The organism is Halogranum roseipondis (assembly GCF_059695585.1).
This window is the reverse complement of sequence record NZ_JBUEED010000006.1, coordinates 74012-87539: the sequence shown is the minus strand read 5'-3', so window position 1 is coordinate 87539 and position 13528 is coordinate 74012. Positions and strand designations below refer to the sequence as shown.

Below are 13528 nucleotides of genomic sequence, written 5' to 3'. Positions count from 1 at the left end.
CGGTTCTGGTCGGTAACGTTGACGCTTCGACTATCTGACTGTCCATCCCACCCAGTGATACATTCGCGACGATAGTGTCCTTCACCATAGTGTCCTTCATCACCGTGTCAACTCGTGTCGTTACATTCGCGAGGGTGGTGTGTCCGAGTTCCCGCCCAGGTGTGACGAGGTGTCAGTCAATACATTCGCGACAGTAGTGTCCGATGGTTCCTTTCGACAGCACAGGTTCCACGCGAAGCCTACTGTCGTCCAACGTTGCCATCTCCCACCTACTCACGACTACTTTTGGAGACCTCTGTCAGAACAACAGCCGACGTCTCGTATGTGAGTATAACGATGTCTGATGTCTGGTATCAGTATCACACGAATCACACGCGCGCGCGCACGCGCGAATCAAATAAATACTCAATGAGCGGGCAATCGCTATAAAACAAGAACGCAATCAGGCCCTCCAGACCAGACGGTACGACGAGCATCACGCTCCTGTTCATTCGCGGCGGCGGTCTTCAGCTGCTTCCTCGGAATCTCCTATAGAAAACGCTCTACTCTGTGTTTTAGAACATATACATTCGCGATTGGGGCGTCAGACTCCCAGTACATTTATACGTCTCATTACCGAAAAAGCGTAGTATTCGATGACTGCCGGAGACTCTCCCGAGAAAGAGCGCGACTCGCTCTTCCGCTACGAGGAACCTATCTTCGCCCGTGAGGAACTCCTCGACATTCGTCACATCCCCGGCCCCGACCGGATCGTCGGTCGCGACACTCACATGCAGCGTGTCGCGAACGCGGTCAACCCCGCCATCTTCGGACGCCCACCAAAACATCTCCTCGTCTACGGCAAGACGGGAACCGGGAAATCACTCGTCTCCCGTCACGTCACGCAACGACTCGCGACCGAAGCAGCCAAAGACGAGGTCATCGTCCGAACGGCGTTCGTCGACTGTGGCGAAGAGAACACTGAGACGTCGGCAGTGAAGACGATCGCGGCTCAACTCAACGATCCGGACGAGACAGGTGTCACTGTTCCAGAGCGAGGACTCTCCACGGGCGACTACTACAAGCGGCTCTGGCACATCCTCGATACGCGTTCGGACGTCGTCATCGTACTCCTCGACGAGATCGACATGCTCGAGGACGACGAGATCTTGCGAAAGCTCTCGCGAGCAGGAGAGAACGGCCGCATCGAACGGTGTAGCGTGGGCGTCATCGGTATCAGCAACAAGATCGACTATCCCGACCAACTGACAGAACGCGTGAAAAGTAGCTTCCAACACGACGAGATCGTGTTCAAACCGTACGCCGCAGACCAGTTGAGCGAGATTCTCAACAACCGGAAAGACGCCTTCCGCGACGGTGTTCTCGGTGACGACGTGATCCCGCTGACTTCCGCACTCGCTGCGCAAGAACACGGCGACGCGCGGAAGGCAATCGACATCCTCCGGAACGCCGGCCGGATCGCGACCGAAGAGGAGACGCCCGAGGTGACTGTCGAACACGTTCGGAAGGCAAAGGAGCGGACCGAAGCCGATCGGTTCAACGAGATTATCGCCGGGACACCCGTACAGGGGAAGGCGATCCTGCTCGCACTCGCACTCCTGACGCTCATGACCGACGAGAGCGAGTTCTCGACGAAACGCGTCTACGATACGTACACGAAGATCGTCGACGAGATCGGGATGGACCGCCTGTCTGAACGTCGGGTCAACGAGATCCTCCAAGAACAGGCGTTCCTCAACGTGATCAACTCGACACGAACCAGCCGCGGTCGTGGCCGGGGTGTCTACAGTAAGCACCGTCTCCTCGAAGACGCCACCATCGTCAAGAAGGTCATCACGACCGACGGGCGATTCGAGAGCTACGAAGATATCGGAATCTGACAGTCTCTTCCGCTTTCGAGCTCGGGGTGATTCTGTTCGCCCTCGTGAGCATCTCTACCGCCGGTGAAACAGTCTGCAACGGCTGGGACGGTCTGGTGTACTCTTGTATTCTACCCGTGAAGTCGCTGGTGATGGCGATCGGGACTCAATCGCAGGGAGGGGACCAGGGTGTGAGCATCGCGGCAGACCGTGACTCGGTTCGTCGACAGCGGATCGAGGCGGTACTCTCGGACGCACGCCACGGGCACGTGTCGTTCGACACGCTCGTAAACCGGGTGTACGAGCGTGAGTACACGGGTGAGACCGACCCCGTCTCACACCGCCGCCGCGTTGCGAACGCACTCTACTACGTCCACCTTCCGCGACTCGCCGAACTCGGCGCCATCGACTACGACCCCATCGAAGGGCACGTCTCGGCTTCGTCGGGACGTTAAACAAGTTCAGACGGCGCTCTGCTTCCGCAGCGTCTCTCCACCGTTTCTCGTTCTCTTCCGCTTCCCATCCGCTCTCGTCGAGTGGACGAGCTCTCGTCGACGACGTCTCCTGACAGCTCGAACCCCAGTACGACCCCGCTGGTCAGTGTTCTTTCCGGTACATCGCGAGCAACTCCTCTAAGACGAGGGCCGCTCTGCTCCCGGTGTCGATCTCCGCGTCGATAAACTCGTAGCCGGCTTCGAACTCCCCTCGAAGACCGTACGTTCGGACCGACACCACCGCCTGCAGAAAGTCGTCGTCGAATACGTACTCGTCGTCGACGTCGGAGGGGAACTCCAAGTCGAGCTCCGTCTTCAGCTCCTCGTAGCTGAACGTCTTTTCGTCGTAATCGGGAGAAACCAGCTCGAGCATGTACTCCGCGGAGAAACGGTAGAACTCGGATTTGCTCTCGAACGTCCCGTCCTCGACCAGCGATTCGATCTCGTCGACCACCTGGTCCGGATAGCGGACGGTGTCTTTCGCCATGCTACTTGGTCCCTGCGTCGTGGACTGTTATAACGACTCGGGTGCCCCGAACCGAGAACCATCGTCTCTCCAGGACCGAGTGTCGGTCTACGGCCTTGAGCGTCGGCCTCGCATGCGCGCACGCACAGTCGTACTCAAGATGATCATCTTCCCGCTCATCCTGAGTTTTTGCAGTTTCGCAAATATCCAGAAACTCTGTCGATTGGAAACGCGCTTCTTGACATTCACTCTCATCTTGGATGATTTTTCGGATATTGAACGATATCACTGCTGTTAAGTAGTACCCGCCCATCCGTAGAAATGCGTACGACACACCGTGACTTCGGGCCGATCACCTCGGCCCGATCTCACACGTGGGCCTCGTGGGACGACGTCCCGCGGCCAAAACGAATCCGTTGGGTTTATACCCTTTCGTCGTTTTGGTTCAGGTCCGAAGAAGATGAGGATTCCGCCCCTGCGGTCCGCCGTACACGACGGAATCTGACGTTAGCCTTGATAGTTCGGTGATACCCGATCGGTCACTCGACTCGATCGACACACCGAACTTGGACCTTGCAATTGCACTCTTTACAGAGTGTATGGTGATTCCCACTCGTCAGAGTGGAAATCCCGCCACCCCCTCTCTCTGCCCCCAAACAGAGAGAGGAAACATTCCGGTTGATCCTGCCGGAGGTCATTGCTATTGGGGTCCGATTTAGCCATGCTAGTTGCGCGACTTAGATCGCAGCGGAAAGCTCAGTAACACGTGGCCAACCTACCCTGCAGAGGAGCATAATCTCGGGAAACTGAGGCTAATACTCCATACCGCACTCACGCTGGAATGCGGAGTGCACGAAACGCTTCGGCGCTGCAGGATGTGGCTGCGGCCGATTAGGTAGACGGTGGGGTAACGGCCCACCGTGCCGATAATCGGTACGGGTTGTGAGAGCAAGAGCCCGGAGACGGAATCTGAGACAAGATTCCGGGCCCTACGGGGCGCAGCAGGCGCGAAACCTTTACACTGCACGACAGTGCGATAAGGGGACCCCAAGTGCGAGGGCATATAGTCCTCGCTTTTGTGTACCGTAAGGTGGTACACGAATAAGAGCTGGGCAAGACCGGTGCCAGCCGCCGCGGTAATACCGGCAGCTCAAGTGATGACCGATATTATTGGGCCTAAAGCGTCCGTAGCTGGCCGCGTAGGTTCGTCGGGAAATCCATCCGCTCAACGGATGGGCGTCCGGCGAAAACCACGTGGCTTGGGACCGGAAGGCTCGAGGGGTACGTCCGGGGTAGGAGTGAAATCCCGTAATCCTGGACGGACCGCCGATGGCGAAAGCACCTCGAGAAGACGGATCCGACAGTGAGGGACGAAAGCTGGGGTCTCGAACCGGATTAGATACCCGGGTAGTCCCAGCCGTAAACAATGCCAATTAGGTGTGGCACCGACTACGAGTCGGTGCTGTGCCGTAGGGAAGCCGATAAATTGGCCGCCTGGGAAGTACGTCCGCAAGGATGAAACTTAAAGGAATTGGCGGGGGAGCACTACAACCGGAGGAGCCTGCGGTTTAATTGGACTCAACGCCGGACATCTCACCAGCATCGACTGTAGCAATGATCATCAGGTTGATGACCTCTATGTTGAGCTACAGAGAGGAGGTGCATGGCCGCCGTCAGCTCGTACCGTGAGGCGTCCTGTTAAGTCAGGCAACGAGCGAGACCCGCACTCCTAATTGCCAGCATCACGTTCGCGTGGATGGGTACATTAGGAGGACTGCCGCTGCTAAAGCGGAGGAAGGAACGGGCAACGGTAGGTCAGTATGCCCCGAATGTGCTGGGCTACACGCGGGCTACAATGGTCGAGACAATGGGTTCCTACCTCGAAAGAGGATGGTAATCTCAGAAACTCGGTCGTAGTTCGGATTGAGGGTTGAAACTCACCCTCATGAAGCTGGATTCGGTAGTAATCGCGTCTCAGAAGGGCGCGGTGAATACGTCCCTGCTCCTTGCACACACCGCCCGTCAAAGCACCCGAGTGAGGTCCGGATGAGGCACTCGCAACGAGTGTCGAATCTGGGCTTCGCAAGGGGGCTTAAGTCGTAACAAGGTAGCCGTAGGGGAATCTGCGGCTGGATCACCTCCTAACGACCGAGACCAGGCCGACGTGCCTGGCTCACTTCACAGTCATAGGTGGCACTCCAAGTTCGATACGTCGCCGACCGAGCGCCCGATCGGGCACCTACGAACTATCAAGGCTGACACTCCTCGCCCCCGCAAGGGGGTGGGCCCATAGCTCAGCGGCAGAGCACCTCCTTTGCAAGGAGGAAGCCCTGGGTTCAAATCCCAGTGGGTCCATAGACGGACCAAACGAGACCGGTTCCCTTAAGTGGGAAACCCGGCAACGTACTGGTCCCGACGAACTGATGCACCATCTCGTGAAAACGAGGATGGGAAGGGTTCGACGCACGCTCCCGAGAGACACCTCGGGACGTGCAATGACGACCGTGTGTACGTGCATTCCAGGCACCCACTGGACCCGTTTATCGGGCAGTGGAGTGTTCCCACCGAGTCAACTCACTACGAGTTGACTCTCGAATCAACCATCTGGTTGATTCACCGAATCAGTAGAATGGCTACTGTGCCAGCTGGTGGATAGCTCGGCTCGAGAGCCGAAGAAGGACGTGCCAAGCTGCGAAAAGCACTGGGGAGTCGCATGGAGACAAAGAACCAGTGATCTCCGAATAGGAATCCTCACCGCAATTGCCTTGCGCAATGGGGAACGTCGGGAATTGAAACATCTCAGTACCGACAGGAAAAGAAAGCAAACGCGATGTCGTCAGTAACGGCGAGTAAACGCGACACAGTCCAAACCGAATCCCTCACGGGACATGTGGTGTTCGGACTGACTCTCACTCTCCGACCCTCTGACTGAAATCTCCTGGAACGGAGTATGAAACAGGGTGACAATCCCGTAAGTCAGACCAGTACGAGACGCGTCAGCTCCAGAGTAGCGGGGGTTGGATATCCCTCGTGAATTTCGCGGGCATCGACCGCGAAGACTAAACACTACTCGAGACCGATAGCGAACAAGTAGCGTGAGCGAACGCTGAAAAGCACCCCGAGAAGGGCGGTGCAATAGGGCTTGAAATCAGTTGGCGATAGAGCGACGGGGCATAGAAGGCCTCTCGACGAACGACCTCGGAGCGATCCGACAGTAGGACTCGAGAGGAGCCGGTGTTCCGTCGTGCGTTTTGAAAAACGAACCAGGGAGTGTGTTTGGTTGGCGAGTCTAACACGAGTATCGTGGAAGGCGCAGGGAAACCGATACGGCCGCAGTCTTCTTCGGAAGACGAGGGCCACCGTGTTCAAGCGCGGGGAGTCAACCGGACACGACCCGAAACCGAGTGATCTACACGAGGGCAAGGTGAAGCGTGCCGAAAGGCACGTGGAGGCCTGTTAGAGTTGGTGTCCTACAATACCCTCTCGTGACCTTCGTGTAGGGGTGAAAGGCCCATCGAACTCGGCAACAGCTGGTTCCGACCGAAACATGTCGAAGCATGACCTTCGCCGAGGTAGTTCGTGAGGTAGAGCGACCGATTGGGAGACCCGCCTCCGAGAGGAGTCGGCCTCCCTGTCGAACTCCGAACTTACGAACGCCGTGGACGCGAGGAATCCGGTACTCCGGGGTAAGCTTGGGTACCGTGAAGGAGACAACCTAGAGTCTGGTTAAGGACCCCAAATGTGGATTAAGTGCGATTGAAGGTGGTCTCGAGCCCTAAACAGCCGGGAGGTGAGCTTAGAAGCAGCTACCCTCTAAGAAAAGCGTAACAGCTTACCGGCCGAGGTTCGAGGCGCCGAAAATGATCGGGGCTCAAATCCACTTCCGAGACCTGACCGCGCCCCTCATCGGGCGATCGAGTAGGTCGGCATTCTGCGCGGGTGGAAGCACGGGCGAGAGTTCGTGTGGACCACGCAGTAACGAAAATCCTGGTCACAGTAGCAGCGAAAGTCGGGTGAGTAACCCCGACGGCCTGAAGAGTAAGGGTTCCTCGGCACTGCCAATCAGCCGAGGGTTAGTCGATCCTAAGTCCTATCGTAATTCGAGTAGGACAAACGGGGAACTGGTTAATATTCCAGTACTACCACCATCAAAAGTCGACGCTTTGGGAAACACCGAGCCGGGCCTTCGCCCGGTCGAACCGGAGAAACTCGTGGACGCCGTAACGGCAGGAAGCGAGCGAACACCGGGATAGCGCAAGTCGGTGGTACCCAGAGCCCGTGAAAAGACGAGCGTGGTACTCGTACCGAGATCCGACACAGGTACTCTGGCAGCGCAAGCCAAGGCCCGTCGGGAACAACCGACGTTAGGGAATTCGGCAAGTTAGTCCCGTAAGTTCGCGAGAAGGGATGCCTGCCCCGCAGAAGGGCAGGTCGCAGTGACTCGGGCGCTCCGACTGTCTAGTAACAACATAGGTGACCGCAAATCCGCAAGGACTCGTACGGTCACTGAATCCTGCCCAGTGCGGGTATCTGAACACCTCGTACAAGAGGACGAAGGACCCGTCAACGGCGGGGGTAACTATGACCCTCTTAAGGTAGCGTAGTACCTTGCCGCTTCAGTAGCGGCTTGCATGAATGGATCAACGAGAGCGCCACTGTCCCAACGTTGGGCCCGGTGAACTGTACGTTCCAGTGCGGAGTCTGGAGACCCCCAAGGGGAAGCGAAGACCCTATAGAGCTTTACTGCAGGCTGTCGCTGAGACGTGGTCGCTAATGTGCAGCATAGGTAGGAGCCGTTACACAGGTACCCGCGCCAGCGGGCCACCGAGGCATCAGTGAAATACTACCCGTTAGTGACTGCGACTCTCACTCCTGGCGGAGGACACCGGTAGCCGGGCAGTTTGACTGGGGCGGTACGCGCTCGAAAAGATATCGAGCGCGCCCCAAGGTTTCCTCACTCGGGTCGGAAACCCGAGGAAGAGCGCAAGAGCAAACGGAAGCCTGACAGTGTCCTGCCTAACGAGGGACGCTGACACGAAAGTGTGGTCTAGCGAACCTACGAGCCTGCTTGATGCGGGCCGTAGATGACAGAAAAGCTACCTTAGGGATAACAGAGTCGTCACCGGCAAGAGCACATATCGACCCGGTGGCTTGCTACCTCGATGTCGGTTCCCTCCATCCTGCCTGTGCAGAAGCAGGCAAGGGTGAGGTTGTTCGCCTATTAAAGGAGGTCGTGAGCTGGGTTTAGACCGTCGTGAGACAGGTCGGCTGCTATCTATTGGGGGTGTTACGGTACTTGACGTGAACGAACGTATAGTACGAGAGGAACTACGTTTGGGTGCCACTGGTGTACCGGTTGTCTGAGAAGGCACTGCCGGGAAGCTACGCACCACGGGGTAAGAGCTGAACGCATCTAAGCTCGAAACCCACATGAAAAAGAAGTACCACCGAGGACACTCGTAGAAGACGAGTTCGATAGACTCGGGGTGTACGCGCCGAGGCAACGAGGCGTTCAGCCCGCGAGCACTAACAGTCCAAGCCACATTCATACCGCATGGGAAGACACCGTGTCCGATACACGGGTCCAGGTGCTAACTGGAATGCACGTACACAACGGTCATCACGCCACACACCGATCGTGGTCACAACTACGGTTCGATTCCGTAGATCGGCGTTCAGGCGGCCACAGCGGTGAGGTTCCACCCGTACCCATCCCGAACACGGAAGTTAAGCTCACCAGCGTGGTAGCAAGTACTGGAGTGGGAGACCCTCTGGGAACACTACTTCGCCGCCTCCACTCATACTATAGCCTCCGAGCACCGGCGCTCGGGGGCTTGTTTCATTTATAGCGACGAGCAGCAGCACTCCCCCGGAAGCGAGCGCGCCGACAGAGCGCGAGAGCAACGAGCAACCGCCAGCGCCCGTCACAGCACCGCGTCCGCAACGAGGCAGCACCGCGCCCGCAACGACCATTCAGCACCAGCAGAGACGGACGGTCGGCCCACCATCGCGCCTGGCGGCGCGAAGGTGGGCGCTCCCGTCCGGGGTCGACTCGAAGACGTCGTCAGAACGTCAGATGCGAAGACGACCCCGGCATCCCGTCGTCCTCGTCGATCCCGCCTTCGTGGAGAAACGAACACTGATCGTCGGTGAGGTAGATCACGCCCTCTTCGACTACCACTTCGACTTCTACGAGCGTCGACTCGGCTGCCTTCCCGCTGTCACAGTAGCCGGAACACCCGTCGAACATCGAGCCGTGTTTCGGACAGACGATCTGACCGTCTCGAATCGCTGCCCCGAACCCGCGGTCCAGCCGTTGGTCGGTCTCGTGCTGACAGAAGTTCTTCCAGCCGGCGACGCAGTCGTCGGTTCGGACGACGATCACTTCCTCCTCGGAGCCGTCGGCTTCGCGAACCGTGACGAGGAGCGAACCGCCCACCGAGAGCTCGGACAGGTCTGCGAGTCGTGTCGCGTCGTTCATCTTCCTCGTCTGAAACGACGGTCGATCACAAAAACGACCGGGTTCGTCGTCGATCTTCGTCGCCCGTGTCGTTCCGCCCACCGCCTTCTTCCCCAGTGTGAGACTTTTACAATCTGTACAATGTTTCAAAAGTCTACCGAGGCCAGACATTTCACAAGTGGGATAGCGTTAAGGTGGACCGGACTGAGTCACCCGATACGAATGAACCAGTCGACGCGGTCCGCACGGCGCACACGGGCGACACGGTGCGAACAGGGGACAGTGTCCGAACATTCTACAATTTGTAGACTGTGTGCAGGGGGTGTCTGAATGGGACGCGCAGTGAGCGTCTCGCTTCAGAAGGGTGGCGTCGGGAAGACGACGCTCGCGATCAACCTCGCGGACGCGCTCAGCGAGCGCGGTCACGAGGTGCTCCTCGTCGACCTCGACCAGCAGGGGAACGCCACCGAGGGCGTCGGACTCAAAGACCTCTACAAACAGGAGTCTCCCCACGTGGGCGATCTCCTCACCGACACCGACCCGGTCGACGTCGCCGAGATCATTCACGAACGCGACGCGTTCGACGTCCTCCCCGCCCACGTCAACCTCGACGAGGTCGAAGACAGGATCCGCAACTCGACGTTCGGGATGCTCTGGGTGCGTCGCCGCATCGTCGAACCGCTCCTCAACGACCGGTACGACTACATCGTCGTCGACTCTCCACCGAGTCTCGGCCCCCTCTCAGACGCCGCGCTCATCGGTGCTCGCCACGTCATCGTGCCGTTGCTGATGAGCGAACCCAGCGTCAGCGGGTTCGAGCGGATGTGGGAACAGCAGATCCGACCCATCCGTGACGAGGTCGGCATCGACCTGCTCGCAATCGTCCCGAACGACCTGAGCGGCAACAACGAGGAGAAGCGCATCATCGCCGACCTCGAAGAGTCGCCGTTCGCGCAGTTCCTGCCGACGTTCGCCCGCAGCGACGAGTTCGACGAGTCGCCGGGACCGGGACTCCGCCACCGGATCGCGTTCAGTCGCGCGTGGCGCGAGGGCCAGACGCTCCGCGAGTACGACGCGGACAACGACATGCTCGGTCGGCTCGACGAGCTGGCTCGCATCGTCGAGGAGGGGGGCGTCGCCGATGCCTGACGAGAACCGCTTTGCCGGTCTCGGCGACCAGCTCGCTGACGCCGACACTGACGCCGACGGTGGCACGACGACAGACGAGGCCGACGCTGGCACGGCGACCGACGATCCCGACGACACCGAGGTCGACGCGAACGTCGAAAGCGACGTGACTGGCGGCGAAGCCGACACCGACGTCGACGACGCCGCCAACGGCGACGACGCCCCCGACGCGAGTTCGACGGAGGCCGACCCCGCCGACGCGTCGATCGACGACGTGGCCTCGGCGGACGCCGACGGGCCGGCGTTCGAGTTCGACGCGACCCGGGCGAAGAGCATCTACGTCCGCCCCGAGACGCTGGAACTGCTGGCCGACGTCGAGTTCGAGGTGGAGTCCATCCTCCGTCGCAACCACGACGTCCGCGACCTGACCGGTCGGGAGTTCCACGACGCGCTCGTTCGAGCCGTCGCCTCTCACCCGGAGGCCGTCGCCGAACTGATCCTCGAGGAGCGCGACGACTGACGACGACGGTCGACATACTGGGAGACGAACATTCTAAACATTGTAGACATTTTGAAAACATCGGAAGTTTACTCCGAGATGTTTCTTCTACTGGGGTATCTCTGGAGGAACGGACACAAAACGAGGCACGAAAATTTTCACACTTCGCAGACACGCTGCACCTCGTGGAGAGTCCACGAACTCTCCACCGCTCGGAACGCCCGCGGTGTCCGCAGTGTCGACGCCGTCTCGTGTCCGTGGCTGTCGGCTCTCGAGCTCGGGTTCACGGCTCGTCGGCTAGGCGTCGCACTCCCTCTTCGAGACTCACCTTGGGTTCGAAGCCGAGCGTCGTCCGCGCCTTCGTGATGTCCGCACCCCGTCGTGCGATGCGGTACGGCCGCGGGTTCTCGACGAACTCGACGCTGCCGCTGCCGACGACGTCGACGACGGTCTCGGCCAACCGTCTGATGGGCGTCTCGACCCCGGTGCCGACGTTGAACGTCTCGCCGGCGCCGGTGGGACCGAGCGCCCGAATCGTCGCGTCCACCGCGTCGTCGATGTAGGTGAAGTCGCGGGTCTGGCTCCCGTCGCCGTACACCGGGACCACGTCGTCGGCTTTCGCCCGTGCGATGAACATGGGGACGACGTAGCCGTACGGCGAGGAGTCCTGTCGAGCGCCGTAGACGTTGAAGTACCGGACGATAGTGTAGTCGATACCGCTCTCCTCGCAGAACGCGGCGGTGTAGCGTTCGTCGGCGAGCTTCGCCACCGCGTAGTTGGTCTTCGGGGAGACGGCCGTGGTCTCCGGGTAGGGCGGGTCGATCAGGTCGCCGTACACCTCCGAGGTCGACGCGAACAGCACCCGGTCGACGTCGGCGTCGGCCGCCGCCGTCAGCACGTTCCGCGTCCCCTCCATGTTCACCTCGAGGACGCCCAGCGGGTTCTCGAGCGTCCGACGGACGCCCATCATCGCCGCCATGTGGAGGACGACGTCGTGGTCGGCGACGGCGTCGGCGACGGCGGCGCTGTCGGTGACGTCCACCTTCACCGTGTCGACCGACATGCCTTCGAGGTTCGTCGCCGTCCCCGTCGCGAAGTTATCGAGGACGGTCACGTCGTTGCCGGCGGTCAACTGGCGGGCGACGGCGCTGCCGATGAACCCGGCCCCGCCCGTCACGAGGATGCGCTCGCCGACGAGTCGTTCGGCGGCCTCTTCGGCGACGGTCCGTCCCGGCAGGGAGCCGAGCGCGGCGTCGCGGGGTGGGTGACCGTTCGTCACCGTGCGTTCGCTCATCGTCAGAGCCTCCGGTAGAGGTAGGCCTCGCTCGTCGGGTCTCCGTCGAGTACGCCCGGCACGTCGACGACGACGGGGACGTCGCGCATCCGACCCGTGAGGTCGTCGACGTCGACCTCGCGGAAGGCGTCGTGCGGCGTGCAGACGACGAACGCGTCGACCGCCGTCGGGTCGAGTTCGGTCTGGGCGGGGATGCCGAACGCCGACTCGACCGCATCCGGCGTCGCGTGCGGTTCGTAGCCGACGACCGAGACGCCGCCGGTCTGCAGTCCGTCGACGACCGCCCTCACCGCGTCCGAGCGGAGGTCACTCGAGTTCCGCTTGTAGGTCAGTCCGGCGACGAGCACGGTGTCGGTCGCCCGCGCGCCCCCGTCGGTCTCCAGCACCGGCGCGTCGAGCAGGCGTCGACGTTCGGCGAGCGCGTCGAACACCTCGCCGGTCACGTAGGACGACAGCCGCTCGTTGACCCGCCGGGCGGTCCGCATCAACTCGGGGGCGACGTCCGACGACTCCAGTCGATGGATGAGATAGTAGGGGTCGACCGGGATGCAGTGGCCGCCGACGAGTCCCGGCCGGTAGCTGTGGAAGTTCCACTTCGTCTCGGCGGACGCGAGCACGTCGCGGTAGTCGAGTCCCTCGACGTCCGAACACGCCATCGCGAACTCGTTGACGAGCGCGATGTTGACGTCCCGCTGGGTGTTCTCCAGACACTTGGCCGCCTCGGCGGTCTCGAGTGTCGGCGCGGGGTGGACCCGCTCGAACACCGTCCCGTAGAGCCGAGTCAGTCGCGCCAGCGTCTCGTCGTCCTGTCCGGCGACGAGTTTGACACGTCCCGTCAGCGACTCGAGGGGCTCTCCGGGGACGATCCGCTCCGGCGAGTAGCCCACGGTGAAGTCGACGCCCGCGGTCAGCCCGGAGGCGGCTTCGAGCGCCGGAGCCAGCTCCTCGCGCGTCCCGCCGGGGTGGATCGTCGACTCGAGGACGACGGTCGTCCCCGGCCGGAGCCGCTCGCCGATCGTCGCCGCCGCGGTCCGAAGCGGACCGAGGTCGGGAACCGACTCCTCGGTCACGGGCGTCGGCACCGTGACGACGACGTAGTCCGCACGCTCGATGCACGCCGGGTCCGCCGAGTACTCGACTGCGGCGTCCGCGACGAGGTCGTCGCCCAACTCCCCGACCGGGTCGATCCCCGTCTGGAGCAACCGTACCTTCCGCTCGTCGATGTCGTACCCGGTCACCGCGTGGCCCGCCCGCTCGAACAGTACCGCGAGCGGGAGCCCGACGTAGCCGAGGCCGACGATACAGAGTCGTGTCATAACCTTCGACAA

At 60.7% G+C, this 13528-nt stretch carries 8 protein-coding genes, 1 tRNA gene and 3 rRNA genes; 8 read left to right on the top strand and 4 right to left on the bottom strand.

The window, feature by feature from the left end; genetic code table 11:
* The first annotated feature begins 635 nt into the window (after nucleotides 1–635).
* Both EOHIBHHM_RS21735 and EOHIBHHM_RS21730 read left to right on the top strand, forming a co-directional pair.
* A complete protein-coding gene (locus EOHIBHHM_RS21735) occupies nucleotides 636–1880 on the top strand; it encodes a Cdc6/Cdc18 family protein (protein WP_497258202.1) in 1245 nt (414 codons plus the stop codon).
* Nucleotides 1881–2050: 170 nt separating this feature from the next.
* The gene (locus EOHIBHHM_RS21730) at nucleotides 2051–2314 is read left to right on the top strand and encodes a DUF7344 domain-containing protein (protein WP_497258200.1); all 264 of its coding nucleotides are present in this window, start codon (nucleotides 2051–2053) and stop codon (nucleotides 2312–2314) included.
* Between the two features lie 142 nt (nucleotides 2315–2456).
* Here the strand turns inward: EOHIBHHM_RS21730 and EOHIBHHM_RS21725 are convergent, their stop codons facing one another.
* Nucleotides 2457–2840: a CopG family transcriptional regulator gene (locus EOHIBHHM_RS21725; protein ID WP_497258198.1), complete on the bottom strand. Its 384-nt coding sequence runs from the start codon at nucleotides 2838–2840 to the stop codon at nucleotides 2457–2459.
* Between the two features lie 650 nt (nucleotides 2841–3490).
* On the opposite strand from EOHIBHHM_RS21725, the gene EOHIBHHM_RS21720 reads away from it, so the two are divergent.
* The 4 genes from EOHIBHHM_RS21720 to rrf all read left to right on the top strand — a co-directional run bounded on the left by EOHIBHHM_RS21720 (nucleotide 3491) and on the right by rrf (nucleotide 8616).
* A 16S ribosomal RNA gene (locus tag EOHIBHHM_RS21720) occupies nucleotides 3491–4962 on the top strand.
* A gap of 140 nt (nucleotides 4963–5102) precedes the next feature.
* Nucleotides 5103–5174 (top strand) — tRNA-Ala (locus tag EOHIBHHM_RS21715).
* A 269-nt stretch (nucleotides 5175–5443) separates the two neighbouring features.
* A 23S ribosomal RNA gene (locus tag EOHIBHHM_RS21710) occupies nucleotides 5444–8369 on the top strand.
* Nucleotides 8370–8494: 125 nt separating this feature from the next.
* Nucleotides 8495–8616: ribosomal RNA gene (rrf, locus tag EOHIBHHM_RS21705) — 5S ribosomal RNA — on the top strand.
* The 16S, 23S and 5S rRNA genes sit together here with 1 tRNA gene alongside, the layout of an rRNA operon.
* Nucleotides 8617–8883: 267 nt before the next feature.
* Here rrf and EOHIBHHM_RS21700 read toward each other — a convergent pair.
* The gene (locus tag EOHIBHHM_RS21700) at nucleotides 8884–9300 is read right to left on the bottom strand and encodes a Rieske (2Fe-2S) protein (RefSeq protein ID WP_497258196.1); all 417 of its coding nucleotides are present in this window, start codon (nucleotides 9298–9300) and stop codon (nucleotides 8884–8886) included.
* 309 nt (nucleotides 9301–9609) lie between these two features.
* On the opposite strand from EOHIBHHM_RS21700, the gene EOHIBHHM_RS21695 reads away from it, so the two are divergent.
* Together EOHIBHHM_RS21695 and EOHIBHHM_RS21690 are read left to right on the top strand one after the other, a co-directional pair.
* On the top strand, nucleotides 9610–10428 hold the full coding sequence (locus EOHIBHHM_RS21695; RefSeq protein ID WP_497258194.1) for a ParA family protein: 819 nt from the start codon (nucleotides 9610–9612) through the stop codon (nucleotides 10426–10428).
* Nucleotides 10421–10927: a DUF7970 domain-containing protein gene (locus tag EOHIBHHM_RS21690; protein WP_497258192.1), complete on the top strand. Its 507-nt coding sequence runs from the start codon at nucleotides 10421–10423 to the stop codon at nucleotides 10925–10927. Before EOHIBHHM_RS21695 ends, EOHIBHHM_RS21690 begins: the two co-directional genes overlap by 8 nt.
* A 262-nt stretch (nucleotides 10928–11189) precedes the next feature.
* Here EOHIBHHM_RS21690 and EOHIBHHM_RS21685 read toward each other — a convergent pair whose 3' ends face one another.
* Nucleotides 11190–12200 (bottom strand): NAD-dependent epimerase/dehydratase family protein, encoded by a 1011-nt coding sequence (locus EOHIBHHM_RS21685; RefSeq protein ID WP_497258190.1) that lies wholly within the window; start codon nucleotides 12198–12200, stop codon nucleotides 11190–11192.
* 2 nt (nucleotides 12201–12202) lie between these two features.
* The gene (locus EOHIBHHM_RS21680) at nucleotides 12203–13516 is read right to left on the bottom strand and encodes a nucleotide sugar dehydrogenase (RefSeq protein WP_497258188.1); all 1314 of its coding nucleotides are present in this window, start codon (nucleotides 13514–13516) and stop codon (nucleotides 12203–12205) included.
* Between the last annotated feature and the right edge of the window lie 12 nt (nucleotides 13517–13528).